The organism is Caulobacter sp. SRI_008 (assembly GCF_057586355.1).
Genome location: NZ_JBYCZS010000001.1, coordinates 282,083 through 302,857 on the forward strand (window position 1 = coordinate 282,083; position 20,775 = coordinate 302,857).

20 protein-coding genes are annotated in these 20,775 nt (G+C 68.6%); 5 read left to right on the top strand and 15 right to left on the bottom strand.

Annotated elements, in window-relative coordinates:
* Window positions 1-2: 2 nt before the first annotated feature.
* Window positions 3-332: a hypothetical protein gene (locus tag AC2YHT_RS01300; RefSeq protein ID WP_487287793.1), complete on the bottom strand. Its 330-nt coding sequence runs from the start codon at window positions 330-332 to the stop codon at window positions 3-5.
* Between the two features lie 89 nt (window positions 333-421).
* Here AC2YHT_RS01300 and AC2YHT_RS01305 point away from each other — a divergent pair, with 89 nt between their 5' ends.
* Both AC2YHT_RS01305 and AC2YHT_RS01310 read left to right on the top strand, forming a co-directional pair.
* Complete coding sequence (locus AC2YHT_RS01305) at window positions 422-727, top strand: autorepressor SdpR family transcription factor (protein WP_487287794.1); 306 nt, start codon at window positions 422-424, stop codon at window positions 725-727.
* A complete protein-coding gene (locus tag AC2YHT_RS01310) occupies window positions 724-1,107 on the top strand; it encodes an SdpI family protein (protein ID WP_487287795.1) in 384 nt (127 codons plus the stop codon). The genes AC2YHT_RS01305 and AC2YHT_RS01310 overlap by 4 nt, the downstream gene beginning before the upstream one ends.
* Before the next feature lie 13 nt (window positions 1,108-1,120).
* Here AC2YHT_RS01310 and AC2YHT_RS01315 read toward each other — a convergent pair whose 3' ends face one another.
* Both AC2YHT_RS01315 and AC2YHT_RS01320 read right to left on the bottom strand, forming a co-directional pair.
* Window positions 1,121-2,422: an NAD(P)/FAD-dependent oxidoreductase gene (locus AC2YHT_RS01315; protein ID WP_487287796.1), complete on the bottom strand. Its 1,302-nt coding sequence runs from the start codon at window positions 2,420-2,422 to the stop codon at window positions 1,121-1,123.
* 51 nt (window positions 2,423-2,473) lie between these two features.
* A complete protein-coding gene (locus tag AC2YHT_RS01320; RefSeq protein ID WP_110121895.1) occupies window positions 2,474-3,874 on the bottom strand; it encodes a glutamine synthetase family protein in 1,401 nt (466 codons plus the stop codon).
* A gap of 96 nt (window positions 3,875-3,970) precedes the next feature.
* Between AC2YHT_RS01320 and AC2YHT_RS01325 the strand changes: the two genes are divergently transcribed.
* Window positions 3,971-4,141, top strand: coding sequence for an antitoxin (locus AC2YHT_RS01325; RefSeq protein ID WP_487287797.1), 171 nt, complete (start codon window positions 3,971-3,973; stop codon window positions 4,139-4,141).
* A gap of 13 nt (window positions 4,142-4,154) precedes the next feature.
* Here AC2YHT_RS01325 and AC2YHT_RS01330 read toward each other — a convergent pair whose 3' ends face one another.
* The 11 genes from AC2YHT_RS01330 to AC2YHT_RS01380 form a co-directional block, all read right to left on the bottom strand.
* Window positions 4,155-5,561, bottom strand: coding sequence for an aspartate aminotransferase family protein (locus AC2YHT_RS01330; protein WP_487287798.1), 1,407 nt, complete (start codon window positions 5,559-5,561; stop codon window positions 4,155-4,157).
* An 86-nt stretch (window positions 5,562-5,647) separates the two neighbouring features.
* Window positions 5,648-6,448 carry a gamma-glutamyl-gamma-aminobutyrate hydrolase family protein gene (locus AC2YHT_RS01335; protein WP_487287799.1) on the bottom strand — a complete coding sequence of 267 codons (801 nt, stop codon included), beginning with the start codon at window positions 6,446-6,448 and terminating at the stop codon, window positions 5,648-5,650.
* Window positions 6,449-6,452: 4 nt separating this feature from the next.
* Window positions 6,453-7,580, bottom strand: coding sequence for an ABC transporter ATP-binding protein (locus AC2YHT_RS01340; protein WP_487287800.1), 1,128 nt, complete (start codon window positions 7,578-7,580; stop codon window positions 6,453-6,455).
* A 151-nt stretch (window positions 7,581-7,731) separates the two neighbouring features.
* A complete protein-coding gene (locus AC2YHT_RS01345) occupies window positions 7,732-8,589 on the bottom strand; it encodes an ABC transporter permease (RefSeq protein WP_487287801.1) in 858 nt (285 codons plus the stop codon).
* Window positions 8,586-9,491 carry an ABC transporter permease gene (locus AC2YHT_RS01350; protein WP_487287802.1) on the bottom strand — a complete coding sequence of 302 codons (906 nt, stop codon included), beginning with the start codon at window positions 9,489-9,491 and terminating at the stop codon, window positions 8,586-8,588. The genes AC2YHT_RS01345 and AC2YHT_RS01350 overlap by 4 nt, the downstream gene beginning before the upstream one ends.
* A 142-nt stretch (window positions 9,492-9,633) precedes the next feature.
* The gene (locus AC2YHT_RS01355; RefSeq protein ID WP_487287803.1) at window positions 9,634-10,725 is read right to left on the bottom strand and encodes an ABC transporter substrate-binding protein; all 1,092 of its coding nucleotides are present in this window, start codon (window positions 10,723-10,725) and stop codon (window positions 9,634-9,636) included.
* Window positions 10,726-10,818: 93 nt separating this feature from the next.
* Window positions 10,819-12,198, bottom strand: a complete 1,380-nt coding sequence (locus AC2YHT_RS01360; RefSeq protein ID WP_487287804.1) for a glutamine synthetase family protein — start codon at window positions 12,196-12,198, stop codon at window positions 10,819-10,821.
* Entirely contained in the window at window positions 12,195-13,562 is a 1,368-nt protein-coding gene (locus AC2YHT_RS01365; RefSeq protein WP_487287805.1) for an aspartate aminotransferase family protein, read from the bottom strand. Before AC2YHT_RS01365 ends, AC2YHT_RS01360 begins: the two co-directional genes overlap by 4 nt.
* A gap of 184 nt (window positions 13,563-13,746) precedes the next feature.
* Window positions 13,747-15,195, bottom strand: coding sequence for an NAD-dependent succinate-semialdehyde dehydrogenase (locus AC2YHT_RS01370; RefSeq protein ID WP_487287806.1), 1,449 nt, complete (start codon window positions 15,193-15,195; stop codon window positions 13,747-13,749).
* Between the two features lie 6 nt (window positions 15,196-15,201).
* The gene (locus tag AC2YHT_RS01375) at window positions 15,202-16,692 is read right to left on the bottom strand and encodes an aldehyde dehydrogenase (protein WP_487287807.1); all 1,491 of its coding nucleotides are present in this window, start codon (window positions 16,690-16,692) and stop codon (window positions 15,202-15,204) included.
* Window positions 16,693-16,702: 10 nt separating this feature from the next.
* A complete protein-coding gene (locus AC2YHT_RS01380) occupies window positions 16,703-17,428 on the bottom strand; it encodes a GntR family transcriptional regulator (RefSeq protein WP_487287808.1) in 726 nt (241 codons plus the stop codon).
* 88 nt (window positions 17,429-17,516) lie between these two features.
* Here AC2YHT_RS01380 and aptA point away from each other — a divergent pair, with 88 nt between their 5' ends.
* Both aptA and AC2YHT_RS01390 read left to right on the top strand, forming a co-directional pair.
* Window positions 17,517-18,836, top strand: a complete 1,320-nt coding sequence (aptA, locus tag AC2YHT_RS01385; protein ID WP_487287809.1) for an omega-aminotransferase AptA — start codon at window positions 17,517-17,519, stop codon at window positions 18,834-18,836.
* Window positions 18,837-19,193: 357 nt separating this feature from the next.
* Window positions 19,194-19,466: a hypothetical protein gene (locus tag AC2YHT_RS01390; RefSeq protein ID WP_487287810.1), complete on the top strand. Its 273-nt coding sequence runs from the start codon at window positions 19,194-19,196 to the stop codon at window positions 19,464-19,466.
* A gap of 77 nt (window positions 19,467-19,543) precedes the next feature.
* Here AC2YHT_RS01390 and AC2YHT_RS01395 read toward each other — a convergent pair whose 3' ends face one another.
* Window positions 19,544-20,647 carry a methyl-accepting chemotaxis protein gene (locus AC2YHT_RS01395; protein WP_487287811.1) on the bottom strand — a complete coding sequence of 368 codons (1,104 nt, stop codon included), beginning with the start codon at window positions 20,645-20,647 and terminating at the stop codon, window positions 19,544-19,546.
* Window positions 20,648-20,775: the final 128 nt, after the last annotated feature.

Here is a 20,775-nt window from a genome sequence, read left to right on the forward strand (position 1 = left end):
GGTCAGGCCCCGGTCTCGTCCACGGCGATGATCACCGGCTTGCCGCGCGACCAGGGCTCCCACCCCGCCGCCACGGCCGAGGCGATGGCCTTGCCCACCAGCTTGACGGGGATCTGCTCGGGCTTCAGCTGCGGCGCGCCGTAGCGGGGCTGCTCGCCCGGCGGAAACTCGATCACGACCTCGCGCTTGCCTTCCTTATGGTGCACGCAGATCGCCATGCCGTGCCGCTCGACGGGATCCTTCGACCAATGGGGCGTGCGCTGCAGCCGCCAGACATAGGTCTCGCCGTCGACGTCGATCTCGAATTCGGGGTTCAGCTTGGTTCGCGCCATGTGGGGGTTGTTAGCCCGACGAACGCGTCCAGGCCAGCCCGTCCCGACCCGCGCTTGACTCATTTCGATGTTTAGCTAATCATCACATCATGAGCCAGGTGTTCAGAGCCCTTTCCGATCCCACCCGCCGCAAGGTGCTGCTGCTCCTGCGCGAGGGCCCCTTGAGCGCCGGCGAACTGGCCGACCAGTTCGACGTCTCCAAGCCAACCATGTCGGCCCATTTCGCAGTGCTGAAGGAAGCCGACCTGGTGCACGCCGAGAAGGCCGGCAAGTCCGTCATCTACCACCTGAAGCTCTCGGTGCTCGAAGAGGCGCTGCTGGGCTTCGTCCAATCGTTCGGCCTCGGCGAAGACGCGCCGGCGCCCCCGTCGATCAAGCAGGAGATCGCACGATGAGCACGATGAAGAAGGACATGATCGCCGACCTCGCCTGGGGAGTCGGCATCGTCGTGCTGGCCCTGGCCGCGAGCTTCGCGCGCAAGCTGGGCTATATCGACACCGACACCGTCAACAGGCTGGTCATGGGCGCCATCGGCCTGATGGTCGCCTGGTTCGGCAACCGCATGCCCAAGCGGTTCGTGCCCAGCGCCTGGGCCCGCAAGGCCAACCGGGTCGGCGGATGGTCGATGGCGCTGAGCGGGCTGGTCTATGCCGGACTGTGGGCCTTCGCGCCGCCGCAGATCGCGGTGCTGGGCGGCTGCGGCGCGATCCTGGCGGGGCTGGCGGTGACGATCGGCTACTGCCTGTCGCTGCGGGCCAAGGCGAAGGCCGCCTGACCCGGACGCGTCCCTAGAGGCGGTCGCGCAGCGCATACCAGGACAGCCCCGCCACCGTCAGCGGCCAGCGCAGCAGCCGCCCGCCGGGAAACGGCGGGGTCGGCAGGCGCGACAGCAGCTCCACCCCGCCCGTCTCGCCCAGGGCCGCGTCGGCCAGCAGCTTGCCGAACCACGGCGCCAGCATCACCCCCTGCCCCGAATAGCCGGCCGCGACCCGCACGCCCGGCGCCAGCTCGCGCACGAACGGCGCGCGGTGGACGGTGATCCCCAGCGTCCCGCCCCAGGCGTGGGTGACCTTCACGTCGGCCAGGTCGGGATAGATCTTCAGCATGTGGCGGCGCACGAAGCGCGGCAGGTCCGGCGGGAAGCCCGGCCGGTAGTTCTCGCCGCCGCCGAACAGCAGCCGGCCGTCGGGGGTCTTGCGGAAGTAGTTCACGACGAAGCGGCTGTCGGCCACGGCGGCGTTTGAGCGGATGATCGTCTCGGCGCGATCTCCCAAGGGTTCGGTGGCCAGGACGAAGTTGTTGATCGGCATCACCCGCGCGCGAGCCTGCGGGCCTGCCAGTTCGTCCAGATAGCCGTCGCCGGTCAGGATCAGCTGGTCGCACAGTACGCGGCCGGCGGCCGTCTCGACCACGATCTTGCCGCCCTCGCGGCGCCCCCCTTCCTTGCGCCAGGCCCGCGCGCGGCTGCGCTCGTGGATCACCGCGCCCCTGGCCAGCGCCGCCCGCGCCAGGCCCAGCGCCAGGTTCAGCGGATGCAGGTGGCCGCCGCCGTTGTCGCGGGTTCCGCCGTGATAGACGCTCGTGCCCAGCTCCTCGGCCAGGGCGTCCTCGTCGATCAACTCCAGCTCGTGATAGCCGTATCGGGCGGCCATGAACTCGATGTGGTCGAGGTCCTCGCCCTCCCCGCCGCTCTTGTGGCGGGCGTGGATCATGCCCGGCGTGAAGTCGCAGGCGATGGCGTGCTCGGCGATCAGGGCCGACAGGTGCGAGCGGGCGTCCAGCGACATCTTCCATAGCGCCAGGGCGTCGTCGCGGCCGACCGTCTTCTCCAGCCAGGCCTGGTCGTTGCGCTGCCCCGCATGCACCTGCCCGCCGTTGCGCCCCGAGGCGCCGGACCCCACCTGGGCGGCCTCCAGCACGACGACCGAGACCCCGCGCGACGCCAGCTCCAGCGCCGCGCCCAGGCCGGTGTAGCCCGCGCCGACCACGCAGACGTCGGCCGTGGTCTCGCCATCGAGGGCGGGGAGCGGCGGCAGGGCGTGCGCCGTGGCGGCGTACCAGGAGGCGCTCGGGTGGCCGGTGTTCATCATGCTCAGACGCCACCTCTCCCGTAGGGAGAGGGTGAACAAAGGCGACCGCCCCTAAACATTCAGCAGCAGGAACTCCCGCTCCCACGGACTGATGGTGCGCATGAAGGTCTCGTACTCGGCCTGCTTCACCCGGACATAGGCGCTGCAGAAGGTGGTCCCGAGGATCTCGACGAGCGGCTTGGCGTCCTCGAACAGGGTCACCGACTCCAGCAGGCTGCGCGGCAGCTCGATCCCCCGGGCGCTGGCGTCGATCTCGACCGGCGCGGTGGGCGCCAGGTTCTGGGTCATGCCCAGATAGCCGCAGGCCAGCACCGCGGCGATGGCCAGGTACGGATTGGCGTCCGACGAAGGGATGCGGTTTTCGACCCGGCGGTTGGCCGGATCCGACGGCGGCACCCGCAGGCCGCAGGTGCGGTTGTCGTAGCCCCACTGGGTGTTGACCGGCGCGCCGCTGTCGCGGGCGATGCGGCGGTAGCTGTTCACGTAAGGCGCCAGGATCGCCATGATCGCCGGCAGGTAGCGCTGCTGGCCGGCGATGAAGGCGTAGAAGGCCGGCGTCGCCTCGCCCGTCTTGGGGTCGGAGAACAGGTTGTCGCCGTCCTCGGTCAGGATCGACTGGTGGATGTGCATGGCGCTGCCGGGCTCGCCGGCCATCGGCTTGGCCATGAAGGTGGCGTAGATGTCGTGCTCCAGCGCCGCCTCGCGGATGGTGCGCTTGAACATGAACACCTGGTCGGCCAGCTCCAGCGGCGTGCCGTGGCGCAGGTTGATCTCCATCTGGGCCACGCCGCTCTCGTGGATCAGGGTGTCGATCTCCAGACCCTGGCGCTCCGAGTACTCGTACATGTCCTCGAACAGGGCGTCGAACTCGTTGACCGCGCTGATCGAATAGCCCTGGCGACCGCTCTCGGGCCGGCCCGAGCGGCCGATCGGAGGCTTCAGCGGATAGTCCCAGTCGATGTTCTTTTCGACGAGATAGAACTCGATTTCCGGCGCCACGATCGGGCTCCAGCCCTTCTCGCGATAGAGCGACAGCACCCGGCGCAGCACCTGGCGCGGGCTTTCCTCGACAGGCCGGCCGTCGGGATGGAAGGCGTCGTGGATCACCTGGGCGGTCGGGTCCTGGGCCCAGGGCACGGTGGCCAGGGTCGCCAGGTCGGGGGTCAGGAAGATGTCGGTGTCCGACTGCACCGCGTTCACCGCCCCCTCGAACTCGGGGAAGTCGCCGGTGATGGTCTGGTAGAACACCGCCAGCGGCAGGTTCATCGAGGGTGTCCCCAGGAACTTGCGCACCGGCATGATCTTGCCGCGCGCGACGCCGGCCAGATCGGGCACGACGCACTCGATCTCCTCGATGTTCTGGCTCCGGAACCAGGCCTGGGCCTCGTCCAGCGTCTTGACCCCCCGGGTGATCTTCGGACCGTCGTGGTTCTTCTTGTGCTTGGGCTTCATAGGGGCGCTCCTCGCGCTTGCTGAAGTTTGGGCTGATTGTTGAGGGTTGTCGTTCGGCGTCGGCTCGCTCAGGCTGTGTCCATGATAGGCTGCGGCATGACCCAGTCCGATACCGATGCGGAATCCGACGAAGACGCCGAACGCCGCTTGGCGGCCGAAGCCGATATCGAGGCCGGCCGCTGCGTCCCGCACGAGCGGGTGCGCGAGTGGCTCAAGACGCTAGGCACGCCCGACCAGACCCCCACACCGTACTCCTGGCGAAAGTAGGCCTGGGCTTTGCTCACCCCTCGCCCTCCTTCGGCTTCAACGCCCGCAGCACCGGCTCGGCCTCGTCCAGCGACTTGCGGATGATGCCCACCAGTTCGTTGATCTGCGCCTTGGTGATGATCAGCGGCGGGCAGCAGACGATGCTGTCGCGGATGGCGCGGACCATCAGGCCGTTCTTGATGCAGAGGTCGCGCACGATCGGGCCGGCCTCGCCTTCCTTGTCGAGGAAGCGATGGTTCGTGCCCTTCTCGCGCACGATCTCGACCGCGCCGATCAGGCCCAGCGACCGGGTCTCGCCCACCAGCGGATGGTCGTTCAACGAGGTCAGGGCCTGGGCCAGATAGGGGCCGGTCTCGTCGCGGGTGCGCTCGACCAGGCCCTCGCGCTCCATGATCTCGATATTCTTCAGCGCCACGGCGGCGGCGGTCGGGTGGCCCGAATAGGTGAAGCCGTGGATGAAATCGCCGCCCTTTTCGCGCAGTTCGGCGACGATATGATCGGCCACGCCCACGGCGCTGATCGGCAGGTAGCCGGACGACAGGCCCTTGGCCATGGCGATCAGGTCGGGCTTGATGCCGTAGTGCTGGTGGCCGAACCATTGGCCCAGGCGCCCAAAGCCGCAGATCACCTCGTCGCAGACCAGCAGGATTCCGTACTTGCGGCACAGCGCCTCGACGGCGGGCCAGTAGCCGTCCGGCGGGATGATCACCCCGCCCGCGCCCTGCACCGGCTCGCCGATGAAGGCGGCGACATTCTCGGGGCCGACCTCGAGGATCTTGTCCTCGATGGCCTTGACCGCCCGGTCGCGGAAGGCGGCCGGATCCTCGCCGAAGCCGTCGCCGAATGGATAGGGCTGCATCACGTGCTCGACGCCGGCGATCGGCAGGTCGCCCTGCTTGTGCATGTGCTTCATGCCGCCCAGCGAGACGCCGGCCACGGTCGAGCCGTGATAGGCGTTCCAGCGGCTGATGAAGACGGTGCGGCTGGGCTCACCCTTGAGCTTCCAGTAATGGCGCACCAGGCGGAAGACCGTGTCGTTGGCCTCGGATCCCGACGAATTATAGAAGACGTGGGTCAGATGCCCGCCCATCTTCTCCGCGATCTTGGCCGCCAACTCGATCGGCGGCGGCGTCGCGGTCTTGAAGAAGGTGTTGTAGTACGGCAGCTCCAGCATCTGGTCGTAGGCGGCCTTGGCCAGCTCTTCGCGACCGTAGCCGACGTTCACGCACCACAGCCCGGCCATGCCGTCGAGGATCTGGTGGCCTTCGCCGTCATGGATGTAGACGCCCTCGGCCCGGGTGATGATCCGGCTGCCGCCCTGCTCGGCGATGACCTTGTGATCGGCCTGGGCCGGCAGGTGGTGGGCCAGATCCAGGCGCTTGAGCTCGGCGATGTCGTGGTTGCGGAGGGGGGCGGTCATGGAACGAACTCCTGGACGATCTTTTGTTTTCTCCCTTCCCCCTTTGATGGGGGAAGGGTCGGGGATGGGGGTGACAGCCTGTCAGGTCATGGCGCGGGCCGAACCGCCGCGGTCACCCCCACCCCTGCCCCTCCCCCATCGAGGGGGCGGGGAAATTCCTTGCGCAGCGCCTGGCCGAACAGCTGGAAGAACGTCCGGCTCTGGGCGTTCTCCTCCGGCTTCCATTCCGGATGCCATTGCACGGCCAGCACCGGCGCGCCGTTGACGCTGGCCGACACCGCCTCGACGACGCCGTCCTGCGCCCGAGCCTCCACCGACAGGCCTTCGCCCAGCCGGTCGACGCCCTGGTAGTGCACCGAATTGACCACCGCCCGCTCGACCCCGAAGGCCGTGGCCAGCACCCCGCCGGGGGTCAGGTCGACCGGGTGGCGATGGTCGAACATGCCGTTGAAATCGACCTCGTCGGGCGCGTGGTGGGCGATCAGCTCGGCGCTGGTCGCCATGTCGCGCCGCAGGGATCCCCCGAAGGCGACGTTGATCTCCTGGAAGCCCCGGCACACCCCGAACACCGGCCGGCCGAGGTCCAGCATCACCTCGATCAGGTCGCGGGTCATGGCGTCGCGATCGTGGTCGAACGGCCCCGGCGCGTCCTCCACCGCCTCGTCATAGAAGGTGGGATCGAGGTTCGACGGGCTGCCGGTCAGCAAGAGGCCATCCAGCCGCGCGGCGACCTCCGAGGCCTTCATCAGCCCCGGCATCGACGGCACCAGCAGGGCCGCCGCGTCGGCGTACTTCATGGCGCCGGCGACATAGCGGTTCATCACCGCCTGGGCCGGTTCGATCCCGACGGTGCGGGTGCAGCAGATGACGCCGGCGACGGGTCTCATGGGATCACGACAGCAGCACCGCCGGCGAGCAGGCATGCCAGGCGATCCACACCGCCTCGCCCAGCCGGAAGTCCTCCTGGTCCCAGCGGGTCAGGTTGGGCCGCTGTACCTTCACGCGACGCCCTCCCGCGATTTCCACCTCGTAGGTCGAGATGCCGCCCAGATAGGCCTCGTGCTTGATGACCCCGGCCACGGCGTTGGCGCCCTTGGGCGCGTCGCCCATGTTCGGCGGCTCGCCGTCGTCGGGGCGCTTGTGCAGCTCGATCTTCTCGGGGCGGATCGCCGCCCACACCGTGCCGCCGCGCGGACCGGTGACGCCGTGGTCGAGGAAGATGTCGGTGGGCAGGCCTTCGGACTTGATCACCGCATGGCTCGGTTCGTCCACTGCCAGCACGCCCTCGAACAGGTTCACGCTGCCGATGAAGTCGGCCACCAGGCGGCTGTTGGGAAACTCGTAGAGGTCGTTGGGCGTGGCCACCTGCTGCAGCAGGCCCTTGCTCATCACCGCGCAGCGGCTGGCCAGCGCCAGCGCCTCGTCCTGGTCGTGGGTGACCATGATGAAGGTGATACCGACCTTCTCCTGCAGGGTGCATAGCTCGGTGCGCATCTGCTCGCGCAGCTTGGCGTCCAGGGCCGACAGCGGCTCGTCCAGGAGCAAGACACGCGGCCGCTTGACCAGCGCCCGGGCCAGGGCCACGCGCTGCCGCTGCCCGCCCGACAGCTGGTCGGGCTTGCGATGGCCAAGGCCGCCCAGCTGCACCAGCTCCAGCGCCTCCTCGACCCGGCGGTCGCGCTCGGCCTTGCCGACGCGGTCGACCTTCAGGCCGTAGGCGACGTTGTCGGCCACGGTCATGTGCGGGAACACGGCGTAGGACTGGAACACCATGTTCACCGGCCGCTTGTTCGGCGGCACGTTGGAGATGTCCTGGCCGTCGATCAGGATCCGCCCCTCGGTCGGCGTCTCGAACCCGGCCAGCATCCGCAGCAGGGTGGTCTTGCCGCAGCCCGACGGCCCGAGCAGGGCGAAGAACTCGCCCTCCCTGATGCTCAGCGAGACGTTGTCCACCGCCGCCAGCTTGCCGAAGCGCTTGGTGACGTTCTCGAAGGTGATGATGGGTTTGGGTTCGGTCACTTGCTCATTCCCCCCGAAAACTTCAGCGCCCAAGGCCCCCTCCGGCCCTCCGGGCCACCTCCCCCAGAGGGGGAGGATCTATGCCGAGCAGATGCTCCCCCTCTGGGGGAGCTGTCGGCGAAGCCGACTGAGGGGGCTTCCCGCACGAACCTCATGCCTTCTCCCCCCCATGCGCCCCGGCCGTCGCCGCCGGATCGCCCTGCAGCTTCAGCGCCACGGCGGTCAGGATCACGGTCAGCACGATCAGGATGGTCGAGGCCGCGTTGACCTCGGGCGTCACCGAGAAGCGCACCATCGAATAGACCTTCACCGGGAAGGTCACGGTGTCGGGCCCCGCCGTGAAGAAGGTGATGACGAAGTCGTCGAGGCTCAGCGTGAAGGCCAGCAGCGCCCCCGCCACCAGCGACGGCGTCATGTGCGGCAGGATCACGTCCTTGATGGTGCGGAACTCGCCGGCCCCGAGATCCCGGGCGGCCTCCTCCAGTTCGCGGTTGAAGCTGGCCATGCGCGCGCGCACCACCACCGCCACGAACGGGAACGAGAAGGTCACGTGGGCGATGATGATCGCCCCCAGGTTCAGCGGCCAGATCATCCCCTGCGGCCAGGGCAGCACCTTGGCGAAGAACACCAGCATGCCCACGCCCATGCAGATCTCGGGCACCACGATCGGCAGGGCCAGACCCCCGTCCACCACCGTCTTGCCCGGGAAGCGGAACCGCCAAAGGGCCAGGGCGACCATGGCCCCGAGCACGACGCTGAGCACGGTCGAGACCGCCGCGATGGTCAGGCTGTTGGCGAAGGCCTCGATCAGGCCGTCATTGTTGAAGGCCTTCTCGTAGTATTTGAGGGTGAAGCCCTTCCAGACGATGTTGCGCCGGCTGTCGTTGAAGCTGAAGGCCATCAGGGCCACCAGCGGCGCGTAGAGAAAGATCCCCACGCCCGCCAGCCACAGCCGGATCGGCCAGCGGCGCAGGTATTCGAGCGGACCGGGCGGCGAACGCTTGGTCATCCCACGCCCTCCTTCTTCTTGCCGCGCGACAACAGGGCCTGCACGGCGATGGCGATGAAGGTCAGGTACATCAGCAGGAACGACAGGGCCGCGCCGAACGGCCAGTCGTTGGCGCGCTTGAACTGACGCTCGATGACGTTGGCGATCATCTGGCTGTCGGGGCCGCCCAGCAGGTCGGGCGTCAGATAGGCGCCCAGGGCCGGAATGAAGGTGATCAGGATGCCCGAGGCGATGCCCGGCAGGGCCAGCGGCACGACGATGCGGAACAGGGTGCGCAGGTGCCCGGCGCCGAGGTCGAGGCTGGCCTCCAGCAGCGACTTGTCCAGCCGGTCCAGCGCCGAATAGAGCGGCAGCACCATGAACGGCAGGTGCACGTAGACGAGGCCCAGGATCACCGCGAAATTGTTGTGCAGCAGCTCCAGCGGCTGGAACGCCCCCAGCGGCGCGATCTTGGACGCCAGGGTCCAGATCCACTCGTAGCCCTGGTTGATGTAGCCCTCGGTGCGCAGCACGGCGATCAGCGCGTAGGTGCGGATCAGCAGGTTCGTCCAGAACGGCAGCATGACCAGCAGCAGCAGCCAGGTCTTGGCCTTCTGCGAGGCGAAGGTGATGGCAAGGGCCACCGGGAAGCCGATCACCAGGCACAGGGCCGTCGTCAGCGCCGCCACCCAGGCCGACTTGACGAAGATCTTCAGATACAGCGGCTCCAGCGCCCGGGCGTAGTTGGCGATCGTGCCGGTGAACGAGATCTCGGTCAGCCCGACATTGTGGCCGAAGCTGTAGGCCCAGACGATCGCCATCGGCGCGACGAAGAACACCACCAGCCAGACCAGCGGCGGTCCCAGCGCGGCGGCGAACACCGCCTTGGCCTTCTTCCAGCTCTGTTCCATTGAGCGCTCCAAGATCCTCCCCCTCTGGGGGAGGTGTCGGCGAAGCCGACGGAGGGGGGTGTGGCCGCGAGGGCGAGACGCTCAGCGGAAGCTGAAAACGTCCCCCCCTCCGGCCCTCCGGGCCACCTGCCCCAGAGGGGGAGGATCGCCGGCCTTAAGCCGCCCGCACGCGGGTGATGATCTCCTCGTAGAGGCTGGCCTTTTCCGCCCCTTCGAAGGCCCCGTATTCGCACTTGGACATGATGTCGGCGGGCGGGAAGATCACCTTGTTGTTCTTGTAGTCCTCCGGCATCAGCGCCTTGGCCGCGGCGTTGGGCGTCGGATAGAGGATGGTCTTGCTGATCGCGGCGCCGGCCTGGGCGTCGAGCAGATAGTTGATGAACTTGTGCGCGTTGTTCGGACGCGGCGCGCCCTTGGGGATGCACAGGGTGTCGGAGTTGATCAGCGAGCCTTCCTTGGGCACGACGAAGTCGATGTCGTCGTCGTCCTTCATCGCCTGAGCGATGTCGCCGTTGTACTCGAGCACCACGTCCACCTCGCCCGACAGCAGCAGGTCCTGGCCGTTGTCGTCGTGGAAGGCCTTCACGAACGGCTTCTGCTTGATCAGCATCTGCTCGATCTTCGGCAGCAGGTCGGCTGGGATGGCGTTGACCGAGTGGCCCAGGTACTTGGCCGACAGGCGCACCAGGTCGGCGCTTTCCGACAGCAGGCCGATCTTGCCGGCGTACTGGTTGCTGTCGAACAGCCACTTCCAGCTGTCGGGGACGCCCTTCACCTTGCTCTTGCGATAGCCGATGCCCAGCACCAGCCAAGTGTAGGGCATCGAGAACTTGCGGCCCTTGTCGTAGTCCGGGTCCATGAAGGCCGGGTCGATGTTCTTGATGTTCGGGATCTTGGCGTGGTCCAGCGGCTCCAGCATGCCGGCCTCGGCCATGCGGGTGACGAATTCGTTGGACGGCACGATCACGTCGAAGCCCGGATTGCCCGCCTTCAGCTTGGCGAACAGTTCGTCGTTGGTGGCGAACAGGCTCATATTGACGTCGACGCCCGTGGCCTTCTTGAAGTCGCCCAGGGTCGTCTCGCCGATATAGGTGTCCCAGTTGTAGAAATTCAGCTTGTTCTCTTCGCCGCCGGCCTCGCCGGGCTTTGGCTTCTCGCCGCAGGCGGTGAACGACAGGCCGATAGCCGCCGCCCCGAAGGCGGTCAGCAGAGAGCGGCGCGACGCGCCCAGAATACGATTGCTCATGGCCTCGAAACTCCCTCTTTCGTTCGCATGAAGCGGACGAGGCCCCTTCCCCGCCGCCGGTTCAACCCAAAGCCTTACTTCCAACGCCCACGGTCAGGCGTTGCGCAGATACCAGTCATAGTCGAGCTGCGTGATCACCTCGAAGAACCGCGCCTGTTCGGTGCGCTTGACCGAGACGAACATCTCCACGAACCGCGCGCCCAGATAGTCGGCCAGCACCTCGGACTTCTCGAAGAGGTCGACGGCGGCGAACCAGTTGGACGGCAGGCGCACGTTCTCCTTGGCCGCGGCGGCGTAGCCGTCGCCGACCACCGCCGCTCCCGGATCGATCTTGTTGGTGATGCCGTGGTGAGCGGCCGCCAGCAGCGTCGCCATCACCAGGTACGGATTGCCGTCGGCGCCCGCCACGCGGTGCTCGACGTGGCGCGTCGGCGCCGGGCCGGCCGGCACGCGCAGTGAAACCGTGCGGTTGTTGACGCCCCAGGTCGGCGCGACCGGCGCATAGCTGTTGGCCTTGAAGCGGCGATAGCTGTTGGCGTTGGGCGCCAGGATGGCCATGCCCTCGCCCAGCAGCTGCTTCATGCCGCCGATGGCGTGCTTGAGCAGGTCGGAGCCTTCCGGATCCTCGGCGGCGCACAGGTTGTTCCCGTCCGCGTCGTTGAAACTGACATGCACGTGGAAGCCGTTGCCCGCGCGGTCGACCCAGGGCTTGGCCATGAAGGTCGCCTCGCAGCCGTGGCGCAGAGCCACGCCCTTGGCGGCGCGCTTGTAGAGCACCGCGTCGTCGGCGGCGCGCAAGGCGTCGGGCTTGTGCTTGAGGGTCAGCTCCACCTGGGCCGGGGCGAATTCCGAGATCGCGCCTTCCAGAGGCACCCCGATCGTGTCGGCCGTGTCCCACAGCTCGCGCAGGAACGGGGCGTTGGCCTCCAGTTCGGGCAGGCCGTAGACCTGGATACCGGTCGGCCGCTGGCCGGTCAGCACCGACTTGGCGGGCAAGAGCTCGCCGTTCGGGCCGCGCTCGATGTCGACGAGATAGTATTCCAGCTCGCAGGCCGCGACCGGCGTCAGGCCGTCGGCGGCGTAGCGATCGAGCACCCGTTGCAGCACGTGGCGCGGGTCCAGATCGTTGGGCGTGCCGTCCAGCTCGTACAGCGACAGCATCACCTGGGCGACGTCGGGACCCAGCCACGGCGCGAGCGTCAGCGTCCCCGGCACGGGCCGCGCGCGGCGGTCGGCGTCGCCGTCCTCCCAGACCAGGCCCGTGTCCTCGCAGTCGGCCCCGACGGTGTCGACCACCAGGATCGAGCCCGGCAGAAACCGGCCATAGTCGTAGATCGCCTGCAGCTCGTGCACCCGCAGGCGCTTGCCGCGCGGCACCCCGGTCATCGAGGTGAAGAACACCTCGACATATTTCACCTGCGGATGGGCGGCGAGGAAGTCGCGGCACTCCTGCGGATCGGCGACGGCGCTCATGCTTGCAACTCCCCGACAGCCGCCGCGAATCCGTCGATCGCCGCGACCAGCCGGTCCACCGCCGCGTCGTCGGTGACGGGCGAGACCAGCATCATGTTGTGGAAGGGCGCGATCAGCGCCCCTCGGTTGATCAGCCACAGATGCAGCGCTTCCACCGCATCGTGGTCCAGAACTTTCCGCATCGCCGCGGCGTCGCGCGGCGGCGGGTCGGCGAAGACCAGTTCCACCCGCGCCCCGACGTGCACCACCGACCACGGCAGGCCCCGCGCCGCGATGACGCCGCGCAGGCCGGCCACCAGCCGCTCCGCGCCGGCCAACATCTTGGCATAGGCCGAGTCGGTCATCACTTCGGACAGCATGGCCCGCATCGCCGCCATGGCCAGGGCGGCGCCCGACAGCGTCGTGCCGATCCCCGACTGGCCCGGTCCGACGCGCGCCTGGGCCTCGTCCATCCGCGCCGAAAGCTCGGCCGTCACGCCCCAGACGGCGGCCGGCACGCCGCCGGCCACGGCCTTGCCCAGCACGAAGACGTCGGGCTCCAGGCCATGCGCCCTGGTGTAGCCGCCAGGGCCGGTCGAGATGGTGTGGGTCTCGTCGATGATCAGCAGGGTCCCGGCCTCGCGGGTCAGCTTGCGCAGAGCGTCGTGGAAGCCGGGATCGGGCAGGATCATCCCGCAATTGGTCATCACCGGCTCGGCCAGCACGGCGGCGACGTCGCCGGGAGCCAGGGCCGCTTCCAGCGCCGCCAGATCGTTGAACGGCGCGACGCGGGTGGTCGCCGTCAGGTCCTGCACCTGGCCCAGCAGGCCGGGCTTCATGACCGCCGCGCCATCCTTCAGCACCACGAAGGCGTCCTCGACCATGCCGTGGTAGCAGCCGTCGAACACCAGCACGACCGGTCGCTGCGTCACCGCCCGCGCCCAACGAATCGCCGCGCGGTTGGCGTCGCTGGCCGTGGTCGCCGCCTGCCATAGCGGCAGGCCGAAGCGTTCGGCCAGCAGCTTGCCGACGATCACCGCCGAGGCGGTCGGCAGCATGAACCCCGCCCCGCGTTTGGCTTGGTCGGCGACGGCGGCGGCCACCGAGGCGTCGCCATGGCCGAACATCGACGGCGTGTCGCCCAGGCAGAAGTCGTCGTAGAGCTTGCCGTCGACATCGGTGACCTGCGCCCCGACGCCCTGGGCGGCGAAGATGGGGCTGGGGCAGGCCCAGTCGCCCATCCAGTGCATAGGCACGCCCCCGCGCCACACCTGCGCAGCCGCCTTGGCCATCGCCACGCTGCGCGGATGCTCGGCCAGGAACCGCGCGCGCTCGGCTGCGATCAGGTCGGCGAGGGTTCTGGCCTTAGCGAGCGCGACTGTCACCAGTCACCTCCGCCAACCCAAACTCCCGTCATTCCCGCCCTTGTGGCGGGAAACCCTGGTTCAGCTCGCACGTGAAGCGCCTTGGCGGGCCAGCCCGCCACATCCCTGCCCTTGCGGCGGACAGAGGGGTTCCCGCCACAAGGGCGGGAATGACGGGAGGATAGGAAATGGCGGCGCGACGACGTCATCCCACCCCGCCGAAGCACAGGTACTTGGTCTCGAAATACTCATCGAGGCCCTCGGACGAACCCTCGCGGCCCAGGCCCGATTCCTTGACCCCGCCGAACGGCGCCACCTCGGTCGAGATAAGGCCTTCGTTGATCCCGACCATGCCGGCCTCGATGGCCTCGGCCACGCGCCAGCAGCGGCCGACGTCGCGGCTGTAGAAATAGGCCGCCAGGCCGAACGGCGTGGCGTTGGCCAGGGAGACCGCCTCGTCCTCGGTGTGGAACTTCACGATCGGCGCGACGGGGCCGAAGATCTCCTCGTTGAACAGCCGCATGTCCGGCGTGACGTCGATCAGGACCGTCGGCGAGAAGAAGCGCTCGGGGTTATAGGGATCTTCGCCGCCGCCGGTAGTGGCTTGCGCCCCAGCCAGAAGGGCCTCGTTAACGAGGCCGCCGATCTTGCGCATGGCCTTTGCATTGATGACCGGGCCGATCTGCACGCCTTCGGTCATGCCGTTACCGACCTTCAGGGCCGCCACCTTCTCGGTCAGCCGCGCGACGAAGGCGTCGTGGATGCCGGCCTGGACGATCAGGCGGTTGGCGCAGACGCAGGTCTGGCCGGTGTTGCGGTATTTGCTGGCGATCGCCCCATCGACGGCGGCCTCAAGATCGGCGTCGTCGAAGACGATGAAGGGCGCGTTGCCGCCCAGCTCGAGGGAGAGCTTCTTCATCGTGCCGGCGCACTGGCCGTAGAGCACCTTGCCCACCGGGGTCGAGCCGGTGAACGACAGCTTGCGCACCCGGCCGTCCTCGCACAGGGCCTTGCCGATGGCCGAAGCGTCGGTGCCGGTGACGACGTTGAGCACGCCCGCCGGCACGCCCGCCTCCACGGCCAGACGGGCGATGGCCAGGGCGCACAGCGGCGTCTCGGCCGCCGGCTTGACCACCACGGTGCAGCCGGCCGCCAGGGCCGGGCCGACCTTGCGGGTGATCATGGCGATCGGGAAGTTCCACGGCGCGATGGCCGCGCACACCCCGATCGGCTGCTTGATCGAGGCCAGGCGCTTCTTGGGATCGGGCGTCGGGATGGTGTGGCCGTAGCCGCGCTTGGCCTCCTCGGCGAACCAGTCGATGAACGACGCGCCATAGGCCACCTCGCCCTTTGACTCCGCCAGCGGCTTGCCCTGCTCGGCCGTCATCAGCCGGGCCAGGTCGTCGGCGTGGGCGAGCATCAGGTCGCTCCACCGGCGCAGGATCGCCCCCCGCTCCTTGGCCGTCCTGGCCGCCCAGCCCGGAAACGCCCGGTGCGCGGCCTCGATGGCGATCCGCGTCTCGGCCGCGCCCAGTTCGGCGACCTGCGCGATCGTCTCGCCGTCGGCCGGGTTGGTGACGGCGAAGGTCGCGTCGCCTTCGATCCACAGGCCGTCGATCAGGGCGGCGGTTTCGACAAGGTTCAGGGCGGTCATGTGGGGCTACCTCAGCGTCACGGACACCGACTTCAGGTCGGCGTACTTGTGCAACGCATGAAGGCTGCGGTCACGGCCGAAGCCCGACTGCTTGAAGCCCCCGAATGGCATGGTGATGTCGCAGGCGTCCCAGCCGTTGACCCAGACCAGCCCCGCCTTCAGCTTCCGCGCGCCCTTCAGCCCGCGATTGATGTCGCTGGTCCACAGGCCGGCGGCGAGGCCGTAGACCGTATCGTTGGCCAGGGCGAAGGCCTCTTCCTCGCCCGTGAAGCTCAGCACGCCCAGCACCGGGCCGAACACCTCCTCCTTGGCCAGGCGGTGCTCCGGCTTCACGCCGTCGAAGATGGTGGGCTCGACATAGAAGCCGCCGGTCTCCGTGCGCACCTGGTTCCCGCCGAGCACGGGATCGCCGCCCTCCTCGCGGGCCTTGTCGATATAGGAAAGCGCGGTCTTCATCTGCCGCTCGCTGACCATGGCTCCGAAGCCGGTCTCCGGATCCAGCGGATCGCCGACCTGGATGGTGCGAGCGACCGCGACCACCTTCTCAAGGAATTCGTCCTTGATCGAGGCCTCGACCAGCAGGCGCGAGGCGGCGGTGCAGACCTCGCCCTGGTTATAGAACACGCCCCAGGCCGCCGCTTGCGCCGCCGCATCCAGGTCCGGGCAGTCGGCGAAGACGATCTGGGGCGACTTGCCGCCCAGCTCCAGCGACACGCGCTTGAGATTGCTCTGGGCCGCATATTCCATCAGCCGCCGGCCGGTGGGACCCGATCCGGTGAAGGCGATCATGTCGACGTCCATCGACCGCGCCAGGGCCTGGCCGGCGATCGCCCCGAAACCGGGGATCACGTTCAGAACCCCTGCCGGGAGGCCAGCTTCGAGGGCCAGCTCGCCCAGCTTCAGCGCCGTCAGCGGCGACTGCTCGGCGGGCTTGAGAACCACCGAATTGCCCATGGCCAGGGCCGGAGCGACCTTCCACATCGCCATGTGCAGCGGGAAGTTCCACGGCACGATCGCCCCGATCACGCCCAGCGGCTCGTGAGTGGCGAAGCTCAGGCGATCGGCCGGCGAGGCGCCGACCTCGCCATAGACCTTGTCCAGCGCCTCGGCGTACCAGCGGGTGGTGTTGATCGCGAGCGGGATGTCGACGTTGCGGGCGTCGCGGATCGGCTTGCCGACGTCCAGGCTCTCCAGCAGGGCCAGCTCCTCGGCGTCGCGCTCCATCAGCTCGGCCAGGCGGAACAGCACCTTCTTCTTCTGGCGCGGATGCAGGTCGCGCCAGCGGCCGTCCTCGAAGGCGGCGCGGGCGGCGGCCACGGCGCGATCGACATCGGCCATGTCGCAGGCGGCCACCCGGTTCAGCACCCTGCCGTCGCGCGGCCCGACATTGGGGAAGGTCCCGCCCGAGGCCGCCTCGACCAGGGCGCCGTCGATCACCGCCCGCCCGGGAAGGGCCAGGCGACGCAGCTGTTCGGAGATGGACGCGGGAACGGTCACGCGAAGAGCCTCATCGAATTGTGATCACAGTTTGCGCCGCCATCGACCCTGTCAAGCCGGACTCGGCGCCGACCGCCGCCCGCATCTTGTCCATGCCTTCGGACAGGTCAGCGGCGATGGCGCGGCGGGCGCCGTCGGCGTCGCGGGCCTTCAGGGCGTCCATGGCCTCGGCGTGACGGTCGGCGGGCAGGCTGCCGGTGCCGACCCGGCCGAACACCACCCGCATGAACGGCCCGATCTGCAGCCACAGCCCGCCGGCCATGGCCAGCAGCACCTCGGCCCCGGCCCGCTGGTAGATGGCGAAGTGAAAGGCGTGGTTGGCGACCATGTAGCCGTCGACGTCGCCGACGCGAAGCGCGTCTTCCAGCTGCTGATCAATAAGCTTCAGCTTGCGCACCAAGGCTTCGTCGGCCCTGGGCGCGGCGCGAGCGGCCAGTTCCGGCTCGATCCATTGCCGCGCCAGCTCCAGCTGCTCCAGCCGCTCGGCCGACAGCGAGGGCACCGAAAGGCGCTTGTTGGCCGGGTTGATCGCCAGGGCCCGCTCGGCGACGAGGCGGCGCACAGCGTCGCGCACCGGCATGGGACTGACCCCCAGCTCGGCCGCCAGGCTGCGCAAGCTGACCCCGACGCCCGGGGCGATCTTGCCGGTGATCAAAGCCTGGCGGATGGAGTCATAGACCTGGTCATGCACCGCCGTGGAATCGGCCAGGGGACGGCGCGTTTTCGGCTCGGCCATGTCCCCTCCTCTCCGTGACGCATTCCAGGGCTTGCCAGCTAGCCGATAATTGCGATCACAATGCAAGGTCTCGCGAAGGACCTTCCCCATGCCCGACTTCGGCGCCAACGACCTCGACGCCTACTGGATGCCGTTCACGCCCAACCGGCGGTTCAAGGCCAATCCGCGCCTGCTCGCCAGCGCCAAGGGCATGCACTACGCCACGCCCGACGGCCGCCAGATCCTCGACGCCACCTCGGGCCTGTGGTGCGTCAACGCCGGCCACGGGCGCGAGCAGATCACCGAGGCCATCCGCAAGCAGGCCGGCGAGCTGGACTATGCGCCGAGCTTCAATCTCGGCCACCCGCTGGCCTTTTCCTTCGCCTCGCGCCTGGCCCAGGTGACGCCGAAGGGCCTCGACCGGATCTTCTTCACCAACAGCGGCTCGGAGTCGGTCGACACCGCCCTGAAGATCGCGCTGGCCTATCACCGCGCCCGCGGCAAGGGGACCAAGACCCGGCTGATCGGCCGCGAGCGCGGCTATCACGGCGTCGGCTTCGGCGGCATCTCGGTGGGCGGCATCCCCAAGAACCGGATGTATTTCGGCTCCCTGCTCACCGGCGTCGACCACCTGCCCCACACCCATGGCGTCCCCGAGAACCTGTTCAGCCAGGGCCAGCCCAAGCACGGCGCGCATCTGGCCGACGATCTGGAACGCATCGTCGCCCTGCACGACGCCTCCAACATCGCCGCCGTCATCGTCGAGCCGGTCGCGGGCTCGACCGGCGTGCTCGTGCCGCCCGAGGGCTATCTGCAGAAACTGCGGGCGATCTGCGACCGGCACAACATTCTGCTGATCTTCGACGAGGTGATCACCGGCTTCGGGCGGGTCGGCGCGCCCTTCGCCGCCGACCGCTTCGGCGTGACGCCAGACCTGCTGTGCATGGCCAAGGGCCTGACCAACGCCGCTGTCCCGGCCGGCGCCGTGGCCGCCAGCACCGCCATCTACGAGGCCATGCTCGACGGCGCCGACAGCCCCATCGAGCTCTTCCACGGCTACACCTATTCGGGCCATCCGCTGGCCTGCGCGGCGGGCCTGGCGACGCTGGAAATCTACCAAAGCGAGGGCCTGTTCGAGCGCGCCCTGGCCATCGAGCCCTACTGGCGCACGGCCATCCATTCGCTGGCCGACGCCAAGCACGTGATCGACATCCGCGACTTTGGCCTGATCGCCGGCATCGAGCTTTCGCCCCGTCCCGGCGCCCCGACGGCCCGGGCCATGGAGGCCTTCGAAGCCGCCTTCGACCAGGGCCTGCTGATCCGCGTCACCGGCGACATCATCGCCCTGTCGCCGCCGCTGATCATCGAGGAGGCCCAAATCGACCGCGTGGTGGAAACGATCCGAAAAGTGCTTGCCGCCGTCGACTGAACGGCGCGAGCATCCGGGCGCTCTCGGAGTCTCCGCACATGCTGCCCGCTCTCGTCGCCGCCTGGCTGCTGGCCGGCGGCTCGCCCTCGGAGATGACCGTCCCGCCGCCGCCGACCTACGTCTCGGCGGAGCATGGCCTGACGTTCCGAACGCCTCCGGGCGTCTTCAACTGCCGTCTCCCGGCCGATTGGACCGGGGCCGATCACGGCGTGACGCTGTTCCTGAAGCCGGTTTCCTGCGCCGTCGCCGTCGGCGACGCCGAGCCGCCCAGGGACCTGGCGTTCATCGCGGTCTATTACGGCTACGCCGTGGGCGAGGACGCGCCGCCCGAGCCGCCCCTGCGACAAGGTCGCCGTGATGCGCCTGTTCGACACCGACCAGCCGGTGTGCCGCCGGACCGACGCGACCGGCGTGACCTCATACGCCATCGAAACCACCTATCGCGGCGGAGACGGCGCCCGCGACCTCGTTCTCTCCCTGACCACCACCCCAGAGCGCCTGCGAGGCGACCTCGAGACGCTCCGCGTTATGGCCGCCTCGTTGCGGACCTGCACCATGAGCTGGCGCAACGGCCGCAAGACCTTCACCATCGGCGCCGGCCCCGCCTGCCCCAAGACCGGGCGGTACTGAGGGACCACTCCTCCGTAAAATCCACGCTTTCGCGGGGATTTTACGGATTGGCGGAGGACACCCGCGCCAGCGGATCCCTAGGCCTTCAGCCGCAGCACGTTGTCCACCGACCGCTCGGCCACCGGCAGCGGCGTGTCCACGGCCTGGCGCTGCACCAGGCAGCCGTACCAGCCCAGGCCCTTGTAGGTCTCGTACCCCGGCGTCAGGGCGTAGCCGATCGTGCGGTCGCCTTCGGCGTAGCTGCCCATCGAGCCATGCGAGGTATTGAGCTTGAAGGTTTCCACCAGCACGCCCTGCCCGTCCGAGGCGGCCAGCACCCGGTGGTTCTGGTCGAGCAGCAGCACGCGCGAGCGGCTCTTTTCCTCGTCGGTCATGCGCACACCGTCGACGATGGCCTGGGCCTGCGGGCGCCAGTCGAAGTGAACGCCCAGCACGCCAATCACCTTGCCCTTGGCCTCGCCGCCCTCGCGGATGGCCGTGGCGTAGGTGGCGACAGGGGCGTCGTCGAGCAGGCGCTGGCGGGCGATGTCGGCCACGGCGAAGTCATCGCCGCTCTTGGTGCGCATGGCTTCCTGGAACCACGAGTCGTTGGCGACCGACGCGCCCTGCACGCCACGGTACTTGTCGGGCCGGCCGCTGGCGATCACCCGCCCGGCCGCGTCGCAGATCCACAGGTCCAGATAGACGGTGTAGGCGTCGAGAATGACGCGCAGGCGCTGGCTGGCGTAGTCGGCGGCCTCGCGCGACGGGGCCATGGCGCAGTCGACAACAGCGCTGTCGGTCGCCCACCAGCGCACGTCGCAGGTGCGCTCATAGAGGTTGCGGTCGATGATCTCGATGGCGTTCAGGGCCAGGTCCGCCAGCCGCTGGCCGCGCAGGTGCGACAGGATCGCCCCGCCGATGGCGGTCAGTTCGTCGAGGTCGGCGCGCACCTGGCTTTCCAGGGCCCCGGCCACCTCGTCGATCTGGGTGGAGATCTTCTTGAACTCCTCGGCGACGATGGCGAAGCCCTTGCCGGCCTCGCCCGCGCGGGCCGCCACGATCAGGGCGTTGATGGCCAGCATCTTGGCCGCGCGATTGACGGTCGAAATCTCGCCGATCTTCTGGCCGGCGACGATGCTCAGCCGCTCGGACAGGTCGAGGATGCGCTCCGGGCGGAGGGTGGATTCTTCGACGGACATGGATGCTCCCCCCCGGGAACGCGAATCGAAAGCTCCGGTAAGGTTGACACCAGCGTCAGGTTTCCACCGCCCATTTCAGAAGGAAACTTCGCGTGGCGAGGGAACGGGCGAACAGCGGCCCCCAAATC

Coding starts and splice junctions, on each gene's coding strand:
- aptA (WP_487287809.1), top strand. CDS start 17,517: ATGCCCGACTTCGGCGCCAACGACCTCGACGCCTACTGGATGCCGTTC.
- AC2YHT_RS01310 (WP_487287795.1), top strand. CDS start 724: ATGAGCACGATGAAGAAGGACATGATCGCCGACCTCGCCTGGGGAGTC.
- AC2YHT_RS01305 (WP_487287794.1), top strand. CDS start 422: ATGAGCCAGGTGTTCAGAGCCCTTTCCGATCCCACCCGCCGCAAGGTG.
- AC2YHT_RS01390 (WP_487287810.1), top strand. CDS start 19,194: ATGCGCCTGTTCGACACCGACCAGCCGGTGTGCCGCCGGACCGACGCG.
- AC2YHT_RS01325 (WP_487287797.1), top strand. CDS start 3,971: ATGACCCAGTCCGATACCGATGCGGAATCCGACGAAGACGCCGAACGC.
- AC2YHT_RS01355 (WP_487287803.1), bottom strand. CDS start 10,725: ATGAGCAATCGTATTCTGGGCGCGTCGCGCCGCTCTCTGCTGACCGCC.
- AC2YHT_RS01395 (WP_487287811.1), bottom strand. CDS start 20,647: ATGTCCGTCGAAGAATCCACCCTCCGCCCGGAGCGCATCCTCGACCTG.
- AC2YHT_RS01315 (WP_487287796.1), bottom strand. CDS start 2,422: ATGATGAACACCGGCCACCCGAGCGCCTCCTGGTACGCCGCCACGGCG.
- AC2YHT_RS01330 (WP_487287798.1), bottom strand. CDS start 5,561: ATGACCGCCCCCCTCCGCAACCACGACATCGCCGAGCTCAAGCGCCTG.
- AC2YHT_RS01335 (WP_487287799.1), bottom strand. CDS start 6,448: ATGAGACCCGTCGCCGGCGTCATCTGCTGCACCCGCACCGTCGGGATC.
- AC2YHT_RS01345 (WP_487287801.1), bottom strand. CDS start 8,589: ATGACCAAGCGTTCGCCGCCCGGTCCGCTCGAATACCTGCGCCGCTGG.
- AC2YHT_RS01370 (WP_487287806.1), bottom strand. CDS start 15,195: ATGACCGCCCTGAACCTTGTCGAAACCGCCGCCCTGATCGACGGCCTG.
- AC2YHT_RS01360 (WP_487287804.1), bottom strand. CDS start 12,198: ATGAGCGCCGTCGCCGATCCGCAGGAGTGCCGCGACTTCCTCGCCGCC.
- AC2YHT_RS01380 (WP_487287808.1), bottom strand. CDS start 17,428: ATGGCCGAGCCGAAAACGCGCCGTCCCCTGGCCGATTCCACGGCGGTG.
- AC2YHT_RS01320 (WP_110121895.1), bottom strand. CDS start 3,874: ATGAAGCCCAAGCACAAGAAGAACCACGACGGTCCGAAGATCACCCGG.
- AC2YHT_RS01300 (WP_487287793.1), bottom strand. CDS start 332: ATGGCGCGAACCAAGCTGAACCCCGAATTCGAGATCGACGTCGACGGC.